General features: G+C 50.8%; 14 protein-coding genes. 5 read left to right on the forward strand and 9 right to left on the reverse strand.

Features of this window, described 5'->3' with window-relative positions; all coding sequences use genetic code 11:
- Window position 1 precedes the first annotated feature (1 nt).
- The 3 genes from ACFQ2I_RS06920 to ACFQ2I_RS06930 all read right to left on the reverse strand — a co-directional run bounded on the left by ACFQ2I_RS06920 (window position 2) and on the right by ACFQ2I_RS06930 (window position 3,686).
- Entirely contained in the window at window positions 2–1,753 is a 1,752-nt protein-coding gene (locus ACFQ2I_RS06920; RefSeq protein ID WP_377563038.1) for an extracellular solute-binding protein, read from the reverse strand.
- Between the two features lie 119 nt (window positions 1,754–1,872).
- Entirely contained in the window at window positions 1,873–2,793 is a 921-nt protein-coding gene (locus ACFQ2I_RS06925; protein ID WP_377563040.1) for a carbohydrate ABC transporter permease, read from the reverse strand.
- Window positions 2,790–3,686, reverse strand: a complete 897-nt coding sequence (locus ACFQ2I_RS06930) for an ABC transporter permease (RefSeq protein WP_377563042.1) — start codon at window positions 3,684–3,686, stop codon at window positions 2,790–2,792. Before ACFQ2I_RS06930 ends, ACFQ2I_RS06925 begins: the two co-directional genes overlap by 4 nt.
- Before the next feature lie 121 nt (window positions 3,687–3,807).
- On the opposite strand from ACFQ2I_RS06930, the gene ACFQ2I_RS06935 reads away from it, so the two are divergent.
- Genes ACFQ2I_RS06935 through ACFQ2I_RS06945 form a run of 3 tightly spaced genes read left to right on the forward strand, consistent with a single transcriptional unit; the run spans window position 3,808 to window position 8,157 of the window.
- Complete coding sequence (locus ACFQ2I_RS06935) at window positions 3,808–5,766, forward strand: sensor histidine kinase (RefSeq protein ID WP_377563044.1); 1,959 nt, start codon at window positions 3,808–3,810, stop codon at window positions 5,764–5,766.
- Window positions 5,741–7,030, forward strand: a complete 1,290-nt coding sequence (locus ACFQ2I_RS06940) for a response regulator (RefSeq protein WP_377563046.1) — start codon at window positions 5,741–5,743, stop codon at window positions 7,028–7,030. The genes ACFQ2I_RS06935 and ACFQ2I_RS06940 overlap by 26 nt, the downstream gene beginning before the upstream one ends.
- Before the next feature lie 41 nt (window positions 7,031–7,071).
- A complete protein-coding gene (locus tag ACFQ2I_RS06945) occupies window positions 7,072–8,157 on the forward strand; it encodes an acyl-CoA dehydrogenase (protein WP_377563048.1) in 1,086 nt (361 codons plus the stop codon).
- A gap of 944 nt (window positions 8,158–9,101) precedes the next feature.
- Here the strand turns inward: ACFQ2I_RS06945 and ACFQ2I_RS06950 are convergent.
- Window positions 9,102–9,797: an LrgB family protein gene (locus ACFQ2I_RS06950; RefSeq protein ID WP_377563049.1), complete on the reverse strand. Its 696-nt coding sequence runs from the start codon at window positions 9,795–9,797 to the stop codon at window positions 9,102–9,104.
- Complete coding sequence (locus ACFQ2I_RS06955; RefSeq protein WP_377563051.1) at window positions 9,772–10,140, reverse strand: CidA/LrgA family protein; 369 nt, start codon at window positions 10,138–10,140, stop codon at window positions 9,772–9,774. Before ACFQ2I_RS06955 ends, ACFQ2I_RS06950 begins: the two co-directional genes overlap by 26 nt.
- 235 nt (window positions 10,141–10,375) lie before the next feature.
- Here ACFQ2I_RS06955 and pdxR point away from each other — a divergent pair, with 235 nt between their 5' ends.
- Window positions 10,376–11,809 (forward strand): MocR-like pyridoxine biosynthesis transcription factor PdxR, encoded by a 1,434-nt coding sequence (gene pdxR, locus ACFQ2I_RS06960; RefSeq protein ID WP_377563053.1) that lies wholly within the window; start codon window positions 10,376–10,378, stop codon window positions 11,807–11,809.
- A 35-nt stretch (window positions 11,810–11,844) separates the two neighbouring features.
- Here the strand turns inward: pdxR and ACFQ2I_RS06965 are convergent, their stop codons facing one another.
- Both ACFQ2I_RS06965 and ACFQ2I_RS06970 read right to left on the reverse strand, forming a co-directional pair.
- Window positions 11,845–12,588 (reverse strand): YggS family pyridoxal phosphate-dependent enzyme, encoded by a 744-nt coding sequence (locus ACFQ2I_RS06965; protein WP_377563055.1) that lies wholly within the window; start codon window positions 12,586–12,588, stop codon window positions 11,845–11,847.
- Window positions 12,589–13,089: 501 nt separating this feature from the next.
- Window positions 13,090–17,559 carry a LuxR C-terminal-related transcriptional regulator gene (locus tag ACFQ2I_RS06970; RefSeq protein WP_377563057.1) on the reverse strand — a complete coding sequence of 1,490 codons (4,470 nt, stop codon included), beginning with the start codon at window positions 17,557–17,559 and terminating at the stop codon, window positions 13,090–13,092.
- Between the two features lie 270 nt (window positions 17,560–17,829).
- Between ACFQ2I_RS06970 and ACFQ2I_RS06975 the strand changes: the two genes are divergently transcribed.
- Complete coding sequence (locus ACFQ2I_RS06975) at window positions 17,830–19,098, forward strand: carboxylate--amine ligase (RefSeq protein WP_377563059.1); 1,269 nt, start codon at window positions 17,830–17,832, stop codon at window positions 19,096–19,098.
- 49 nt (window positions 19,099–19,147) lie between these two features.
- Here the strand turns inward: ACFQ2I_RS06975 and ACFQ2I_RS06980 are convergent, their stop codons facing one another.
- Window positions 19,148–19,645, reverse strand: a complete 498-nt coding sequence (locus ACFQ2I_RS06980; protein ID WP_377563061.1) for an RNA-guided endonuclease InsQ/TnpB family protein — start codon at window positions 19,643–19,645, stop codon at window positions 19,148–19,150.
- A gap of 232 nt (window positions 19,646–19,877) precedes the next feature.
- A complete protein-coding gene (locus ACFQ2I_RS06985; RefSeq protein ID WP_377563063.1) occupies window positions 19,878–20,261 on the reverse strand; it encodes a hypothetical protein in 384 nt (127 codons plus the stop codon).
- Window positions 20,262–21,028: the final 767 nt, after the last annotated feature.

The following is a 21,028-nucleotide window of genomic DNA, read 5'->3' on the forward strand; positions in this document are numbered from 1 at the left end:
ATTATTTCTGCTGAAGCAAGTCGAAGATTGGCGCAAGCTCTTGTTGCTGCTCCTTGGCCTTGGCATGCCAGTAAGCGAAAATCTCGTCGATCTTGAAGTCGTCCAGTCCCTGAATGAACTCGTCCTGCATCTTGGCGAATTCAGCATCGTCCTTCGCAAGCACCAGCTTGAATATGTTCTTGAACGTGTAGCCCTGCAAGTTCGTGCCTTGCGTCTTCAGATCGTCCGGAAGCTCTCCCAGCCGGTAAAGCGCATTCTCCTGGTACACCTTCACCTTGGAGGAGTACAGATTGAACAGGCTGTCGGCGTTATAGTGCTCAAGCATGTCCTGATGAACCGGCTTCAATTGACGGCTGACCGCCTTATCCGACCATTCATACAGATTAACTGGTACGCCCGTCTCGGGGTCCACGACGCCCGCGCCGAATCCCACGAAGTGGTGATACATCAGCGCGCCCGTCCGCTTGTTGAACGCCAGATCGCTCGCGCTCTGCTGCAGGTATTCGTCCGTCGGCACCGGCTTGCCTTGCTCCATCGTCCAGTTCTCGCCCTCCAGTCCGTTCCAGACCGTACGCGCATTCTCGTAGGAGGACAGCCAGTTCAGCAGCTCCATCGCCTTCTCCGGATGCTTGGCATTCTTGGAGATAGCAAATGTCCGACCGCCGGGAGCCAGATTGTTGATGAGCATGAATCCGTCCGTATTCATCGGAGGCAGCGCCACCATTCCCTTATCCGGCATGTCGGCCTTCTCGAAGTTGTTGTTGATGTCCGTCACAAGCCAGCCCGGCACATTATACAGATAGCGGCCAGACTTCACCTTCTCTTCATACTTGTCCGACTTCTGCGTGAACGACTCCGGATCGAGAATACCCATCTGGTTCGCCTTATTGTAGAATTTCACAGTGCGCCAGAACATGCCATCCTTGTCCTTCAAGTCGTTGTTCGGCGAGATTTCGTTCGTCGCGATATCGTAGTATACCGTTCGGTCGCTCGTCAGATAACCTTTGCCCTCCGTGAACGTCAAGGTATAGGTGATCGGCCAGTCTCCCCAGCCTTGACCGTCCGCGAACCAGCCGCCAATCGCGTATACCTTCTGTCCGTCTTTGTTCGTCGGCTCCAGCTTCTGCATCTCGGCCAATACGTTCAACAGGTCGGTATCGAAATTCTCAAGCTTCGGATAGCCCAGCTGCTTGTACAGATCCCAGCGGATGAAGTTGGCTCCCAGCGGCTGGGTGCCCCCCGTCGTCGCCCCTCTCAGCATGCCGATCGTATACAGCTTGCCGTCCGGGCTGACCGTTTTCTTCTGCAGCTCAATCATGGCCTGACCGCTTGGATCGGATGTGAAGTTGTCGCCGTATTCAGCAAGCAAGTCGTCCAGCTCCAGAATTTGCCCCGCCTTCACCATCATCGGAATTTGCTTGCTGGGGTCCGGTACCCAGAACAGATCCGGCAGATCGTTGCTCGCGATCATCGTGTTCAGCTTCTCGCCGAAGTCCGCCCCGACAGCGGTCATGTCCATCTTGATGCCCAGTTCCTTCTCGATCTGCTTCGCGACCGGATTCTGCATCACCCCATTCGGTTCCGCTGCAGCAATACTTGCTGCGATCTTGAGTGTAACGGTCTCCTTCTTCTCTTCTCCAGTCTCGTTCGTACCGGTAGCCGGAGTCGCATTGCCCCCGTTTCCATTGGAGCAACCTACTACCGCTGTCAATGCCAGCATAACGGCTAATCCCGCTATCAACTTCTTCTTCATGCTCAATACCCCTCTCTCTTGTCGATAATTTTAAGTTATATGAGAAAACCCCTCCCAGAGGCAACTCAACGATGCATGGCCGCGTTCAAAGCATGCGCTCAACTCGGCATTTCCTTTCCTCAGCCTTTCACGGCTCCCAGCATGATGCCCTTGACGAAATACTTCTGCATGAACGGATACACGAGCATAATCGGAATGACCGTGATGACCGTCATCGCGTACCTGATCGACATCGGCGTCACCCTGCCGCTGCTCGCCAGCGCCGCCCCTTGCGTCGTGCCGGAAGCGCTCGTCCGCATGATGTCGGCCATATTCGACTTCAGGTTCGTGTACAGCAAGTACTGCAGCGTATTCAGATTGCTGTCGGTGACCAGATAGAAGTTGTCGGCCCACGAATTCCACTGCCCTACGGCGGTGAATACGGCGATGCAGGCGATAATGGGAAGCGACAGCGGGAATATAATCTTCACGAAAATCGTCCAGACGCCGGCCCCGTCGATCTGCGCCGATTCCTCCAGAGAAGCCGGCAGCGATTCGATATACGTCTTCACCAATATAATAAAGAAGGCGGATACCGCTCCGGGCAGTACGTACAACAGGAAGTTGTTCTTCAGATGCAGCGTCTTCATCAGCATGTACCACGGGATCAGACCCGAGTTGAAAAACATCGTTATAATAATCAAGCGGTAAATACCGCTGCGGAACAACAGCTCCTTCTTCGTCACCATGTACCCAAGAAACGCGCTGCAGAACACGGTAATAATCGTACCGACGACCGTTCGCGCCACAGAGATGAAGACACTCTGGAAGATGCTCGGAATCTGCAGCAGCTGCTCGTATGAGGAGAACGTAATTCCTCGCGGCCAGAAGTAGACGCCTTTGGCGCTCTCGGCCGGGTCGCTGAACGAATTGACGATAATATAATAGAACGGATACGCGCACAGGAATGCGCATACGAGCAGCGTTCCCGAATTGAGAAATGAATACAGATGTTCCTTCCACTTATTGACCATGTCGCTTGTCGATCCCCTTCCGCTCAAATGATGCTCTCCTTCCGTACCACCTTCGACAGCCAATTGGCAGACAGCAGCAGAATAATGCTGACGATAGACTTGAATATGCCGATCGCGGTCGAGAAGGCGTATTCGGCACGCGCGATGCCCAGACTGTAGATGTACGTATCGAGCACTTCCAGCTTGTCGATGTTAAGCGGATTCTGGAATACGTAATACTGCTCGAATCCGTTGCTCAGCATGCCCGAGATGGACAGGAGGAGCAGGACGAAGTAGGTCGGCATCAGACTGGGAACGGTAATGTACAAGATCTTCTGGAACCGTCCGGCGCCGTCGATATCGGCTGCATGATACAATTCCGGGTCGATGCTTGCGATGGCAGCCAAGTAGATGATTGCTCCCCATCCCGTTCCTTTCCAGGTGGACACCATCAGTTGGAAGAACCAGGCGTATCCGTCGCTGCCGAGAATATTGGTGCCTGTCTCGATGACCCCCATCCCCAGCAGCAGCTTGTTGACAACCCCGTCCTCTAGTGAGAAGAACGTGAAGAAGATGGCATACACAAGCACCCAGGATATAAAGTGAGGGATCGCGGTAACCGTCTGCACCCACTTGGATACGATGCGGCTTCGCATCTCCGCCAGCATAATCGCGAATATAATCGGCAGCGGAGAGGTCAGAATGCTTAGGAAGCTCATGACGAGCGTATTCCGCATGACGATGCCGAAGTCGTTGCCCCCTTCCGTAAGAAGCTTGAAATACTTGAGGCCGACGAACTCCTGCTCCAGCAGAGGCACGCCGGGCGCATAATCGACGAAGGCGTACGACCATCCGAACAACGGCAAGTAGTTGAAGACGAAGACCAGAACGATAAACGGCAAGACCAGCAATAGCATGTTGACTCGATTTTTCATGTTCATCAGCGGTGCTCCTTTCTATGTCTCACATTATAGGAGTGTTCGGATAACGCTTACAATTGTAAAGATTTCAGTTCCTTTATAAAAACTATAGGACGCTCCGGAAAAGAGCAGGAATGCGAGCTTGCTTGTCAAACTTCTACATCATGGCGATTCCAATTTCTATCAAGAACGGATGGTGGCAAAAACGGTGCGCTCCTTGTTCAACAAATACATACAAAACCGTTTCTTCAACAAACTGCTACTCATGTATTCCGTCATTATTATTGTGACGGTCGGCATTCTTATTGCCATCATTGTGAACAGCATAACCGGCTTGCTCCGGGAGCAGGCGATTACGTACAACAATCAGGTGCTGCAGCTTGTAAGCGATCACTTCCACGACCAGAACAAATATTTGAAGAAGATGATGACTGACCTCTATCTCAAAAACGGCTTCGTCAAAACAGAGACGCTGTACGAGGCATTCCATGCGCTTAGCACGGACGGGACTACTTCGTCCTCCTCCTCCGGAAGCATGGACGAGCAGCGCGAAAGGGCGGCTTATCTTAATCGCTATATGATGAACACCGCCCTTCCGTACGATCCCGACATTCTGGAGATGGTCATGTCGAACCGTGCGTTCGACTACGAACTGAACACCACCCGGTATGCGTCAGGCGTCAGACTGGACAATTACTTCGAACAAATTCGCCATCTTCTGAAAACCAACGTTCCTTCGAACATTAACGAGAGTAAGACGTACTTTCTGCCCGCTTTCTCGGCATCGAATAACAACAGCACTATGAATTTATACGGCATATACGACTACATTCGGCATGCGGACGACCCGTCCGACTATGCGGGCTACATGTTCTTGACGTACGATACGGAATCGTTCCGGCGCGCATACGAGACCTACCGAAAATACTTGATCGGCACCCTGCTCGTCTTGACGCCTGACGGCGGTGTCATCTATGATTCCTCCGGAACCTATTACGCAGCGCCGTTCCCCTATTGGGAGCAAGTACAGCAATCGTCGGACAAGGCGGTCATCGATCATAAGCGTTCCATTGTCAACGTCAGCAAGGATGACGATTACGGCTTCATTACCGTCGGCATCATACCGCTGGACGAGCTGCACGAGGGCATTAACCGCATTACCCGGATGGTACTCACAGCCGCTTCGATCTGTCTCCTGGTTACGATTCTGCTGTCGGTGCTGAGCACGAACCGCTTCTCGAAGCGGCTGAAGGATGTGCAGCGACGCATTAAGGAGATTCAGAGCGGCAATCTCGCCATCCAGCCGGTGACGGGCCACAATGACGAAGTTGCGCTCATCGCACGGAATCTGAATCTGATGAGCAAGCGGCTGGATGAATATATCAAGCGCGAGTTCGTGCTGGAGCTGCGCCGCAAGGATTCCGAGCTGAAGCAGAAGACGTCCGAGCTGTACGCCTTGCAGTCCCAGATCAATCCTCACTTCCTGTACAACACGCTGGAAGCGATTCGAATGAAAGCGCTTAGCTCGCGAGATACCGAGACCGGCCAAATGATTAAAATACTGGCCAAGCTGTTCCGAAGCAGCATTAAGGACGAAATGATGATTACGATCCGCGAGGAAATGAATTATTGCCAGTCGCTGCTGGAGCTGTATTATATCCGGTTCCAAGGGCGGCTCCACATCGTCTTCGACGTGGAGGAAGCGATACTGAATTACGCCGTCTTCCGGCATATACTGCAGCCGATCATCGAGAATTCGATCGCCCACGGCAACGACCTGAGCAAGGACAGCAACGTCATCACCGTCAAAGGCCGCAAATGGGATGCATACATCGTCATCACCGTCTCGGATAACGGACAAGGCATGGACGAGGAGCGGCTAGCTGCCGTAACGGAGCAATTGAAGCAGCCTCATGCCTATGGCTCCGCCAGCAGCATCGGCCTGCTCAACGTCGCATCGCGCATCAAGCTGCTGTTCGGGGAGGATTGCGGGCTCGCCATTGCGAGCCGAAGAGGAATCGGGACCGAGGTTACGGTAACGATCAAGGCTTTATCGAAGGAGGAGATCAAGGACTATGTACAAAATACTGATCGTGGATGATGAGCCTCTTATACTGGAAGGTCTGCAATATGTCATCGATTGGGAAGAGCATGGCGCCGAGATTGTCGCAAGAGCCAGCAACGGCGAGGAGGCTCTCACTCTCTTGGAGCAGCAGACGATCCATATCGTCATCACCGATATCAAGATGCCGGTAATGGACGGCTTGCAATTGATCGAACGGGCCAAGAGCCATGACATGAAGCTCAAGTTCATCGTGCTGAGCGGCTATGACGAATTCGAGCTGGTCAAGAAAGCGGTCTTGCATGGCGTCGAGAACTATCTGCTCAAGCCTCTTGAAGAAGATGAATTATCAAGCACACTGTTGAACACGATTGACAAGCTGGAGCATGAACTGCATCTGTCCATTCAGAACAGACAGAACTACAGCATCGTGAAAGAGAACATTCTGTACCGCTGGGTGAGCGGGCATATCGGGAACGACGAGCTGCAGAGCCGCGCCGAATTCCTCCATATCGACCTCGGCTGCGACTGCTATATGGCGGGCCATGTCCATATCGCTCCGCGGCAAGTCGCTTCTCCGGCGCCGACCGAAGCTGCGGATGGAACGCCCAAGCGAGGTCCGCTCTCGTTCGCCGTTCTGAACGTGTGTGCGGAGACGATCGGGGGATACGGCAATTGCATGCTGTTCAGCAGCTTGAACGGCGATCCTATTCTGCTGTTCTCCTGGAGCGGCCATGACGCGCTGGAGCGGAAGCGGCTGGAGGAGCTGCTTGAGGCATGCGTCATGAACGTAAAGACCTATCTCAAGCTCGATATTGCCGTCTCGCTCGGCGCTACTGTACATGACTACCAATCCGTACATCTGAGCTATCGCGAGGCTTGCCGGACGCAAGAGCGCGTGCTGCCGCAGGCTGTGGCGGACGGGAACGTCCACCCTATGATGGCCAGAATCATCAAGTATATCGACGAGCATTATGAGGAGGAGATGTCGCTGAAAACGCTGTCCCATCAGTTCCACTTCAACGCCGCGTATCTGGGGCAATTGTTCAAGAAGACGACGGGCGAGATGTTCTCCGCTTACTTGAACCGCGTGCGCATCGAGAACGCCAAGCGGCTGCTCGCCGATACGCAGATGAAGGCGGGCGATATCGCCCTGAAGGTCGGATTCAGCAACGTCCAGTATTTCTCGAACGTGTTCCATAAATTGACAGGGATCTATCCCACCGATTACAAAAAATGGGCCGGCACAGCCGACGGCGCCGTTACGACTGGCTGGAACGAGGGCATTCGCGGTACAATGTGAGGAGGAATGTTAAAAGATAGCTATAGTAAGGAGAGACACAGATGGTACTGGAACAACGCACGATCGATCACATTCGCAGCTTATCCTTACATTCGGAGCATGAAGGCAAGCTGTCTTCGGAAGCCTTGCAATGCATTATGGAACGCGGCTGGTTCAAGGTGTTCGTGCCGAAGGAGTTCGGCGGAGCCATGTTGTCCCTGCCGGAAGCGCTTCGTCTCTATCAGTATGCGTCGTGGGTGGATGGCAGCTTCGGATGGCTGACCACGATCGGCGCAGGAGGCGGATACTTCGCCGCCTTCATGCAATCGGAAACGGCGGAACAGGTATTCGCTTCTCCGGAGGCGGTCATCGCGGGCAGCGGCGCTCCGACCGGCACGGCCGTTCGCACCGACGGCGGTTATATCGTCAACGGCAAGTGGAGCTTCTGCAGCGGAGCTGATCATGCAACGACGTTCACGGCTAATTGCATCATCGATCATGGGGACAACAGCGAACCCGCCACCAATCCGGCCATTCGCGCATTCGCCTTCTTCCCCCATCAGGTGGAGATTGACCGGGATTGGAGAGCGTTCGGGTTGAAAGCAACGGGCAGCCACTCCATCGTCGTGCGCAATGCATTCGTCCCGGAGGCAAGAACGTTCAGCTTCCTGGAGCAGCTCGCCTATCACGACGAAGCCCTCTTCAACTACCCGTTCTTGCCGTTCGCGCAAGCGACATTCTGCGCCGTCGCCATCGGTATCGCCAGTCACCTGCTGGATGAAGCCAGGTCGCTGGCAGAGAGGAAGCAAGAGACATGGCAAGCGTCGAAGGCGGGACGATACGAATACGTGATGCGCCTGATCGGACAAGCGGAGGATCGGTTGAATAGCGAGACGGCGGCCTTCTATGACACGATGGAACGCTCATGGAGCGATCATGTGCAAGGACAGCCGATTACAGATGAAGAGCTGGCCGAAGTCGGCCAGTGCTGCAAGCGAACCGCCAGAGCGGCACTGGCGTGCGGAGAGATGCTCATTCCGAAGATGGGAATAGCGGCCGTCATGGAGAATGAACCGCTCAATCAGACTTGGCGCGATCTGCAAGTGGCATGCCAGCATAGCGTGCTCGTCTCATTCGAAGAGGAATAGTACAAAGCGTATGACGCGATGAAAATGAGAAAACCTCTATCGAGGCCTTTCGAAGATGAGCGACCGCGTTTAAAGGTAGTTCCACACGCCCCCTTTTCGGCATTCTAGTGTAGGATTCATACACTCATATGGCTCGTACGCCCCTTTTCGGCGCTCCAGTGTAGGATTCATACACTCATATGGCTCGTACGCTCCTTTGCGGCACTCTAGTGTAGGATTCATACACTCATATGGCTCGTACGCTCCTTTGCGGCACTCTAGTGTAGGATTCATACACTCATATGGCTCGTACGCCCCTTTTCGGCGCTCCAGTGTAGGATTCATACACTCATATGGCTCGTACGCCCCTTTTCGGCGCTCCAGTGTAGGATTCATACACTCATATGGCTCGTACGCCCCTTTTCGGCACTCTAGTGTAGGATTCATACACTCATATGGCTCGTACGCCCCTTTTCGGCACTCTAGTGTAGGATTCATACACTCATATGGCTCGTACGCCCCTTTTCGGCGCTCCAGTGTAGGATTCATACACTCATATGGCTCGTACGCCCCTTTTCGGCGCTCCAGTGTAGGATTCATACACTCATATGGCTCGTACGCCCCTTTTCGGCGCTCTAGTGTAGGATTCATTCATGCACTCATATGATTCGCACAAGTCTATCCACATGCTTAGAGTATTGAACTCGAATTTATAAACTCTCTATCATAAAATCCCTACAAAGTGGGGCTCCGCTTCAAAGCTTACTGGGGTACTTTGCGGGGATGCGGGGACCCCGGAACTTATAATTTCTAAATATGTAAGAAAGGGCGCTATCAGATGTTGAAAGCGCCCTTTCTTTCCAAACTTCCATACTTATAATCATCCCCTAACCCGCTCCTTCACCAGAAACATCAGCCCTCCCCACTTCAACCGAGGCGATAGCATCGGGAAGTAGCGGGAGTATTCACTGAATCCAATAAATCGGAATCATCATAATGGAAGTGACAATTCCGGCAAACGCCATGGAAAAGCCGCTGACGCTACCTTGCAGCTCCGAATCGGCCATAAGGCGGGCCGTACCGATGCCATGGGAGCCCGTTCCGACGGCGGCGCCGATCGGAATATCGCTCTTGATGCCGCATAATCGCAGGAAGGCAGGGCCGGCCAGACTGCCGAACAGCCCTGTCAGCACCGAGAAGGCTGCCGCCAGCTCCGGAATGCCGCCAAGCCTGCTCGCAATCTCGATCGAGAACGGCGCCGATGAAGACTTGGCGATCGCGGAGTAGACGATATCCGCCGATGCACCAGCAGACGCAAGCAGATAGGCCGTGGCCGCCGCAGACAGAACAGAACCGACCGTAATGCCGGTCAGAACAGCCCCCAGCTTGCTGCGGATAACGGGAGCGTGCTTGTATAATGGCACGGCCAACGCCACCGTAGCGGGACCCAGCCCCCAGCTAATCCAGTCTCCCCCTATTTTGTAGGCTTCGCTGTCTATACCGCTAAGCAATAGGATGAGCATAATGGCGCCGGAGGCATACATAAGCGGATGAATAAAGCGCCATTTCCATCTCCCCTTCAACCAAACAAACGCTGTATAACAGAGCAAAGTAAGAAGGAGGCCTAATGCGGGACTATGCAGAATGTGATTCAGAGACATCCTTCTCGCTCCCCTTCCTGTGCCACAACTTCACGACCAATCCCGTAGCCAGCATCGTCATTAAAGTGCTGACGACTATGCTTGCGGCAATGGATAACCAGTATGATTGAAGACGATCCGCGAACGCAATCGTGCCGACAATAGCAGGGATAAAAAAGAAACCCATATGCTTCATCAGAAACTGCGAGCTGCTCTCCACCCATTCCAGCTTGATGACCTTCGTGAACAACGCCGTTGCAAGCAACGCCATGCCGATGACGTTGGCCGGCAACGGGATGTGCAGCCACCTCTCCAGCGCGATGCCCGCCAAATGAAATAAAATAAAAATAATGAATCCTAGCATATCGCAATCCCTGCTTTCCTCCCGAGCTTATGGGATTATTATAAGCGAAAGGGGGGCCGGCAGAAAGCTGCCGACAATATTCATCACAGGAGTGCTTCCTGCAAGTTCCTATGCAGTGTTGCTAAAAGAATGACTGCTATGCTAGTATTGCAACCAATGGACTGACCTTTTTCTCTCATATTCAATTATTCTACCAATCCATAAATCCACAAGACAACATAGGCGGTGAAAAAGTATGCTCAAGGTAGACCGTAATGACGATCGTCCCATCTGGCAGCAGCTTCTGGATCAAGCGATCCATCATATTACGACCGGAAATTGGCCGCCGGGCGAATTGCTGCTTCCGTCTCGTGAGCTCGCTTTACTAATTGGCGTCTCGCGTTCTACCATACAGGTTGTTTACGAAGAGTTATTCAGCCGTGGATATACGGTAACTTCACGTCGGGGCGGGACAAGGGTTAATCACGTCATCTGTGCGGCACCTTCATCCGAGATTGAGCACTTGAAAGGACCCGCTCTCCCCCATGTGCCCTTGCTGAATGCTTCCGTTGGTCATTTGCACAGTTGGTTCGGCAATAAGGAAGAGGGGACGCCGGAAATAGACTTCAGTCCTCACGAGCCTTATTTGGATGAACAATTTCAGCAAAAATGGAGGCATTCCTTCTTCCAGGCTTCAACAGGCGCCGATTTGACTCATTGGGCATACGGCGATGCCATGGGTTTTCTGCCGCTTCGGGAACAAATTCAGCGATACTTGTCACTTGAACGAGGCGTTCATGTGCACGTCGATCAAATTCTGTTGACATCCGGCGCACAGCACAGCATCGATCTGATCGCCCAAGCCCTCTTGCAGGAAGGCGACACCGTCACAGTTGAAGATCCTGGATTCCCTGCTGCGTGGATGGCGATGAGCTATCGGAAGATGCAAGTTTCGTCGGCTCCAGTCGATGCATTCGGCCTTTGCGTTGACCGCATTCACCCGCTATCCAGGCTTGTGTATGTCACACCATCCCATCAGTGTGCAACAGGTGTGATCATGTCGGAACCACGTCGGCAACAATTGTTGCACCTGGCTGCACAATCTCAATTTTGGATTGTAGAGGATGATTACGACAGCGAATTCCGGTACCGCGGAGCTCCTCTTCCTACCTTGTTCAGCCAGCGGCCTCAGAATACGTTGTATATGATGAGCTTTTCCAAGATGATCGCACCCGGCATTCGGTTATCAGCCATCATCGGCTCGCATGAGGCGATTCATCGGCTTGCACGGGTTCAGGAATTGACCTATCGTCATCTCCCGATTATGGAACAATTAACGCTGGCACATTTTATTGAACATGGCCATTTTATGCGCCATATGAGGCGAGTGCGCAATGTCTATCGGCGCAGGCACGAAGCCATGACGAAGGCGATTACTGCAAGCGGTCTGAGTGAACGCTTTACATTAAGCGGTGTCGAGACCGGATTGCATATGCTTCTTGAGGCTGTTTCATCGTACGATGATAAAGCAGTGACTAAGACCGCCTTTGAACAAGGGATTCGCATCTATCCGCTCAGCAAATATGGTTTGGAAAGTGATCGAAAGGGATGGGTGCTGGGATTCGCTAAAGTAAATGAAGCCGCCATCGAGCAAGGCATTGAACGCTTGTCAAGGATACTAATGAAATAAGCGCCTTGTCTTGTCACCGAGCTTGATTCTCTCTCTTAATCGTTTCCGCGCATGTTTTCATTCCAGTAGTAGCTATCCGGCAAATACCGCTGCCCGAAAACGCTCGTCCCTACCCGGATGATCGTCGCTCCTTCTTCAATAGCTACTTTGAAATCACCGGACATCCCCATGGAGAGAACGTCCATTTCCACATGCGGAATATTCTTTTTTTTGATTTGCGCTTGAATATCTTTCAACAATCGAAAACAATGTCGCGTTTCTTCGTTTGTTGCATTGAGTTTGCCAATTGTCATCAAGCCTTTCATGTTTAATGTATCGAATTGGGACAATTGTTCTGCCAGCTCTATCGCTGTTTCCGGGGACGCACCAAATTTACTTTCCTCATAGGACGTGTTGATTTGCAACAGAATATCCATGGTCTTATTCTCTTTCATGAGATGATGATGCAATGCCTGTCCCAGTTTCAGACGATCCACCGAATGAATGAGTGTCACATATTTCACAACATCCTTCACTTTATTCGTTTGCAAATGTCCGATAAAATGCCATTCTGCCTGTTTATGCTGCTGCATGAGCGGAAATTTGTACCGTAGCTCTTGCGCTTTATTTTCACCGAATAAAGTCTCGCCCGCTTGCATAGCGCTGTGCAATTTTTCAAGCGGAACGGTTTTGGTGGCAAGTAGCAATTTCACATCTTCTATACGGCGACCAGAGTCGCGGCAAGCCAACTCCATCTCCCGCCTAACGGTTTGGAGGTTTTCCTCCACTAACTGCTCCATGGATGCTACCCTCTTTCAAATCAAAATTTAGTCAAACCAAACTATTAAGCTAGTATACCAACAGTTGGATTGGTCAAACACATCCAAAAATAAGATATTGAGCAGTCCATAAGAAAGACTCAATCGAGGCCTTTCGAAGATGAGTGTTCGCGTTCCAACTGAGGCTACATCCCTTGCAACCAGACAACTAGCTACTTTCCGTACTCCTACCGAGGTCACATCCTCCGCAGCCCACCACTCGCCCGCTTTCCTATCTCCAACTGAGGTCACACCGTCTACAGTTCACCATTCGCACACTTCACCCAAAATAAGTCGAGTTGAAAGACAACTACAATCCCAAAATTATATAAATTCTATTACCAAAAAAAAGACGCCTAGCGGCGTCCTTTGAAGATCATAATTTACTCTTTTTTGCTCGAACACCCCTTTTCGGCGCTTCAGGAATTCAATTCGAATTTTATAGGCTATTTATAATTGGTTTTTCTTATTCTTCTACAAGATTTAGTCGAACAAATGCATCGCCTTCGCCTTGGCTACCGCTTGCCCGCGCCGTTTCACACCCAGTTTACCGAATATGCGGGTCGCATGTGTCTTCACCGTTGATTCCGCAATGCCGAACCGTTCCGCAATATCGCGATTGGACAGCCCTTCCGCAAGCGCCGTCAGAATCTCCAGTTCTCGCCCGGTCAATGCCTCTACGAATGGCTGCTGTTCCCTCCGCTGCCCAGGCTGCCGTTCAATTGCCGCAGCCGCTTCGTCCGGCGCTTCCTCTGCCATTTGTTCAAGCAGCATGCCGTAAATAACTCGGGCTGCAATCAGCTCCAATATTTGTATATCCTGCTCTGTGAACACGCCCGGAATGCTGCCATTCTCCAAATAAAGCCATACGACTGACTGATCTCCAGGGATCGCAATCGGCATGCATAAGATGGACCTGGGACGCCGCATTTGAATATGTGCATCCTTCCAAAAATAACTTTGCAAAGCGTCGTCAAGCACGATCGCTTTGTTCGTCACCGCTGTGTGACGAAGAACGCTGTCTGCGTATGGAAGCGCCGATGACCAATCCGTCTCCTGTTGCACGGTCATGTCCAATTGCGCTTCAAGATGAAACCTGTCTTCGGTGTTGCGCAATAAGAACGCCCGATCGGCGCCTGAATGCCGTAACGCCGCCTCCAACAAGCTCTCCTGCCAATTGCGCTTCTCCTGCTTGCCGATCGCATCGATAATCGGCCATATGGAATCGGCGTTACGCACTGGTAGGTCTCCGCCTGCCGATGTCTCCACTTCCTCCACAATATCGGGCACCTGCAACAGCGCATGCTCATACGTCGGCTTGCTCTCCAGCATATAATCGCCATATAGCTTGGACATTGGCCGCAGCAAGTCGGGATGCTGTTCTCGAATCTGAGTCGCTTTCAACGACATCCCCCATAGGGAATACGCGGCGCATGCATCCATCATCGCAATCATCGCACCGGAACGGCTAACCAGATCATGCTGATAACAAAGTGCCAATCGTTCGCACGCGATTCCCTCCATTAATCCATACTTCTCATCCCGCGCTTGCTTGATTGCCGCCGTATACTCGCGCAGAGCGTCCATCGGAGGGGCGGTTATTCGTTTCCACTCCGCCATCAGCAATAAATACGCAGCGGAGTTATACCCCAGGAATCCTTTCCAACCCTTCATCTTGTCCAATTGCGCGCGCAAACCTTTACAAATGCGTTTCTGTTCCGCTGCATTCCTCTCCGGATACAAGGAAACCAGCGTCAACATTTCATAGAAACGCTGCTTGCGAGTTCTAATCCAATCCGCCTTCAGTTCGGTTCTCCTGCCTCGTTCTGCCCAATATAACGCTTCCCGGTAGTGTCCGGACAAGAAAGCGGCCTCCAGCTTACAGCCGCAACTGTAGTTGTCCTCATCGTTCAACGCTGAATCTCGACGATTCGGCTCAGGAATGGCAATGAAATGACGAAGATTGGACTCATCCTGCAATGCCTGTGCATACCTTCTCGTGACTTCGACGAGTTGTAGCAACGTATCGCTCGTTACTCTTCTCATATGCGTGTCATAGAATTCCAACACATGCCATAAAGACTGTATATCCCCGCTGTAAGTGACGAGGAACGTAAGCATGGCCAGATTGGCGAAATCGTTGTCGTTTACTTCCAATCCGCGCCGCAACGATTTGACGATATGAACGCTTGCTTCCTTCGGATCGTGCAGTTGCTTCCACAATGCGCCAATAAACTCGATCTGATGTACGAACGACGGGCTGGTCCCATCCAGGTACTGAAGCGATGCCAACACGGTGAATGGAACAGCCGGTGTGTAATGGGGTATGACCCTGCACAATATTTGCTCATAGCTGCCAATTATACAAGCCAGCATTTCATTCATCCCTTGACGCAGGCCATAACGAATGAATCGGGCATATAGCTCAATGGACGCCTCCGCATTACTAATCAACAATGAGAAAAAAAACTGCTCCATCAGTCCGCACAACGCCGCATATTCTCCATCGCGGTTAATCGGCATATGCTCGATTTTGTTGCGATACTGGTACAGCATCAGTCGAGTATGCGCCACTTCTTTTAGGAGAGTTAGCTTCGCCGGCTGCTCATTAAACTTCCAATTATATTCCGCCAAAGCTATTTTGCCATATTGAATCGCCGCTTCATTATCTTTTGTCGTATGAAACCGAATCAGCGCCGCCAAAATTTGTGTGCGATCTCCTTTATCCAGCTCGCTTCCCAGCTCGTTCAGGTCATGCAGCAGCTTCAGCGCCTGCTCCATGTTGCCCAGCATATATTCTGACCATACCAATACGAGCATGATTTGCACATAAAGCGAACGGGCTTGTGCTCCAGGCGTTTCTTGCCGCTTCATCACCCGCAGTCCGGCTTCCGCATATTGCTTCGCTTTGACAAACCGCCCATCCATAATCGCCTGTCTTCCTGCATGCAGGTTGCTTTCAGTCAACTGCTGCACTTCCAGCGCATTCATCGCTTCCGCCGCCAAATTCAAATGATCAATCGCCTGCCAGGGAATAGCGGCTCTTGCTTCAAGCTCAAGACCTTCCGCCCCGTGCCGCTGTTGCAGCATCAGTCCGATCTGACGATGCCAATGTACATTACGCTCCCCGCCAGTGGCGTACATTGCTTGATGGACAACATTGCTTTGGAACGAATAATTGCTCTCTTCAGCAAAGCCAGACTGCGTGTTGCCTTCCGGGAACACAATTCCCTGCTCTTCCGCTTCTTGCAGCATGGGCATCACCTGCTCCGGCCGCCTGCCGCACACTTGCGCCAGGAACGAAGGCTGAAAGCTCAAGCCCATAACAGCCGCAATAAGAAGCACTTCCCTCGTCTCCTTGGAAAGCTTCGCCAGACTTTCCGCGAAATGCTTCCGTTGCAGCTCCGATTCGTTCATATGCCCGGTCAATTCCTGATCCCATACCCAGCGGTGACGCTGCTCGTCATACACAAGCAGCTTCTTCTGTGTCCAAGTCTTCAACAAGGAATATATGGCTTGCAGATTGCCGGCAGTACGTTCATGTATCGCTTGAATAAGCAGGCTTAATCGGGCTGGCGATTCAGACATGGCTTCAGCGAGCGCTTCCCTAAGCTCCTCATAGCCTAGCGGCGGCAACGTCACCCGTTCCAGTGGTTGCGTCTGCCATCTATTGGATAGCCAGCTGAATGGAAAGCCCTCATCGAATCCCGGCTCATTGTCTTGTGCGAGTTCAGCCCGATATGCTCCAATCAGGAGCAAGCCGGGTATCTCCACACCCGTTGTCAGCAGCCTAAGCACCTCATGCGTACCTGTGTCACTCTGTTCTAGAGCGTCAACGAACAGAACTAACGGCAGCTTGCTTGCCGCCAGACAGCGGATCAGTTCCGCCAGCAACGGCGCAACATGAGCGACGCCTGCCGCTGCGCCATTGTTGTCGGCCGTTCGACGCACTCCCAACAATGGAGCAGCTTCAGGCAATAATGATCCCATGGCAAAGGCTTCATCTTGATTATACGAGGCTTGCAATCTGGCCTGCAGCAAGGCGACAACCTCCGCCGGTTCGCTCCATAATTGCTCAATTCCTTGCTGTAAAGCTTGTAGCACCGGTTCGAATATGGACGCTGCCTGCCTAGTCGACTGGCGCATATCCGTTGACTGCGCCGTTCCATCGTGTTGGGCGGGACGCATCGCGCCGCTTCCTTCTATGAACCAGCCCCCGCATCGCATAACCTGCCATTGCAGCCTCTGTACGAGTGTTGTCTTCCCCATGCCTGCGGCTCCGATCACCCACCGATTCGCTTGCCCGCCTTTTATCGCTTGCTCCAGCCCGCTTGTCAGTTGTTCCATAGTAGCGCGATGTACATGCCATGAATCGGCTAATTGCAATGAACGAAGCCGATCCCTCCCACCAAGCTCGTAAGGAAGCCCCCATCTTGCTTGTCCAATTCGCTTGCAATACCGTAAATCTTCCAACAAGCCATAGGCGCTTTGGTAGCGATCCTCGGGAGCTTTGGCCAGCAGCTTCCTAATAATAGCCTCCGGCATCCCCGCTGCTTCCGGGCGAATATCCGCTAACGATACAGGGGAACGAGATATATGCACATTATCCCATGTCTCGCCGGCTTCCGCTTGCAGCGGTAACTGCCCAGCCAGCAGCTCGTACAAGATCACGCCTAACGCATACAAGTCGCTGCGTTCGTCCGGCACACGATTAATTTTGCCCGATTGCTCTGGAGAGCGGTAAGCCTCATTATCTTCCGGACTGCTGGATAACCGCACAGCTTGACCATTCGTTCTAATATATATATTGGCAGGGCTCAGACTGCCACTCACGACATTCTGTTGATGCTCGTGATAGACCATTTCAGCCAATAGAATAGCCAACTTGAAGAATGAATCTAGTGATAGAGATGTATGGGCTGCATAGTCTTGCAGACGCTTCTCGATGCCCAAAAATATGCACACCTTCCCGGGTCGTGTACTCCAATCGTAGTATGGATTGACAAATCCATTACATATATTGTAATCCGTATAGTACGCCTAGTCTAGATAGGTTAGTCCTATATCATACCATTATAATTTTACATTAATTGGAAATATGAAGATGCATGAATAACTATACAGATACCTATACAGAAATGATTGTATGCAAGACAGTCATTGATGATGAAATTAAGCTATAATAAAATCAAAAACAAAGAACTTGTAGAACGAGGAGAACTAATGAATCGTAACGATTTTATACCGATTATTCTTGGCAGCGATGAGAACGCCTATGGCAACGTCAGACTTATTCATGAAACCTACCGAATCAAGCCACTTCTGCTCTGCACTCGGCTGTTGATCCCGACCATGTACAGCAGCTTGTTCGATCTCATCCAGATCGATCAATTCGACCATGAAGACGTATTCCCCGGTGCGTTGTTGCACATCTTGAAGAAACATGCTGCCCCGAACAAGAAGCTGATCGTCATTCCTTGCTCGGATTACTATGCCGGGTTGTTGTCGCGTCATTATGGCCAATTCGAAGGACTCATTGCCAATCATTTTCTATCGGAGAGCTTGCTGAATACGCTCGATACGAAGGATAAGTTCTATGAACTGTGCGAACGGTTTGGTTTGGACTATCCGAAAACAATCATATGCGAGCCTCATGAGCGGGAAAGCGCGTTGGAACGCATGGATTTTCAATTTCCGATTGTCGTAAAACCTGAGAATAGCAATGCCTATGAATATCTGCATTGTGACTTCGAAGGCAAGAGAAAAGTGTTCTTCTTCAACAATCGAGAAAACTATCTGACAATGATCCGCAACATGAATACATCCGATTACAACGGGAAATTGATCATACAAGAGTTCATTCCCGGCGGCGACAGTGCAATGCGCGTGATCAACAGCTACTCCGATGATCAGGGGAATGTGAAAATGATGTGTCTAGGTCAGCCCGTACTCGAAGAATACGCACCGAAAACGCTTGGCAACTACGCCGCGATCATCAGCCGCTCTGACATGGACATTTATAGGAAGGTCAAGGCATTCTTGGAGAATATCGGTTATGTCGGTTTTTCCAACATTGACATGAAGTTTGACAGCAGGACGGGCAAATATATGATGTTCGAAATCAACCCACGACTAGGCAGAAGTAGCTTATTCGTCCGGGCAGCCGGATTGAACATGGTTGAGGCACTCATCAATCAAGTCGTATATGGCAAAGTCAACGATTGCGTATATGGTCAAGCTACCTCCCTATGGTCGAATGTACCGAGAGTGGTATTACAGCGTTACGTCACCGATCCAGCGTTGTCGAACGAGATCGATCAATTATACAGACAGAAGAAAGTGATTCGATCGCTCTGGTATAAAAAAGATTTGAACATGAAGCGGCTCATTCGCGTATCGCGCTATTTCTTCGGTCACATCACTAACTATCGGCGCCATTACTTTGATAAAGAACAAGCTTCGTTTGCTGAACCTCAAGGCTTGGAAGGATAAACACATACACATTCGAGGTGAACCTCTCGTCAATTCATTGACGAGCTTCTCAAATCATCGGGACTCGTAACCTCGTCCCTCCTTGAAGGCTAGTTCCTAGCCTGATTGGATTGCTGTGGCTACGATACGCTCTGAAAGGCTCGAATTGAATAAGCTGATTCCATCCGCTATCTGCAATGCTTTTGACAAGATGACGATTCTTGACCATCCCTTGTATATTCAAGTCTTCGAAGGCGATCAGTCCATAGGTATTGATCAGTTCCCGCGACTTTTTATGAGCATAATCCCTACGTTGATTCGCTACTTTCTCATGAAGTCTGGCTAGGTCGCGCACAGCTTTACGGAGGCGATTTGAACCGTGCTTTTTCTTGGAAACCGCACGCTGCTTTCGTTTCAGCTTTTCTTCGCTTTTACGAAGAAATTTCGGTGACTCGATTCTATCACCATCTGAGGTTATCGCAAGCTGGGACACGCCAAGGTCAATGCCAATCAAGAATCCCCCCGAAATGCAGACCGCCGCTCGGCGTGTCTGCTGTTTCTTTTTCAAGTGATTCTTAGCTTGATTCTTCTTTAATTGAATCTTGTTAATGATTATTATTAGTGAGACTCTCTGACGGTCTGCAACAGACTTTATGTCTGCCTTTAAGACCCCCAGTCTTGCATAACCGACTCTGCGTCAAATCAGTGGACACATTGTCTACAGCCCCTGTATTCTAACCATCAACAGACTGTATGACGGTAATTAGGACAGAGAGTCTGATGAGACAACAGACTCGACATTATTGACCGTTCATATCGGGTGGAAAGCGTAATGCCGACTCCGATTTTAGGAACTGAGCATAGCTGTCGAGAATTTCTTTCTCAGCGTTTTTGTCCATTGGCAAGCATCTTTCATGAAGTCTTTGAAGTCTAGCGATAAATGCCTTGTACTCATCACGCTTTACTATCCCTTGAACCCATAGCGTCAACTCTCTTTCATTGACCTGCTTCCTTACATTACCGATAAACTCATGGGTCTTTTCGCTCATCAGCAAATACGGGTGGCAATGGAGATAGTTTGGCAGGTAATACGTATTGTTCTTGCCCTGACTGATGTGTACCATCTTCTTGCTAGCCAGTTCCGTAATATGGCGCTCTACGGATTTTTGAACTGCTATTGACATTTCGGGCAATCGCTTCGATGGTCGGATAGCAAAGGTTCTTATCGCTCATATAAGCGATGAGGTCAATGAGAATCAACTTCTTATACGGACTCAGATCGTACCGATGAATTTTATGTGGCACTTTGGTAAAGCCCTTGTGCTGTGACGTGAATTGGCTTTCCTGACATACCTCGTCCATGAAGGTATTAGCGGCTTTGTTGCTCTTTATCAACCAAAGGTCATTCATTTTCGTTGCCCCCTATTAAATGTTCCGCACAATGGCGGCCATGAAGAAGGGAAGGCGGCTAGCCTAAAACGCATCCATACCTGTATATGTCAACTGCTCGTCAGCAGATTTCTTCCTTACGCTGTAACAATCGCAACAAGAGTGAGTTCTGTTGCGGTCAAAATAATTAAATGATTCGATTTCACCGCCCCTACTATGAATTGTCGTGCTATCCATACAAAAAGATGCGACATCTGACCGTTTCACCCTCTCTATCGAGACAGGGGATTGTACAGTTGCAACTCAAATTAGAAAAAACGCAAGAAAGCGAACATAACAAAAAACAGGTCAATCATGGTTGTATCTGACTATAATGAACCTGTGAGATGTAACGCTGAATCGTTAATTAGGTTATAAAATTAAAGCATTTACGTGCGTAAAATCATATTTAGGGAATTTCATACGTGTATGATGAGGGTTAAGTTCTTTCGGTTCTAGCCGCCCGATTCATTCGGCACTGGGTGGGGGCTACAAGAAAAAGAAAACCACATGGAGTTGTTAC

Origin of the sequence: Paenibacillus chungangensis (assembly GCF_042675905.1) — a bacterium.
GTDB classification, from domain to species: domain Bacteria; phylum Bacillota; class Bacilli; order Paenibacillales; family Paenibacillaceae; genus Pristimantibacillus; species Pristimantibacillus chungangensis.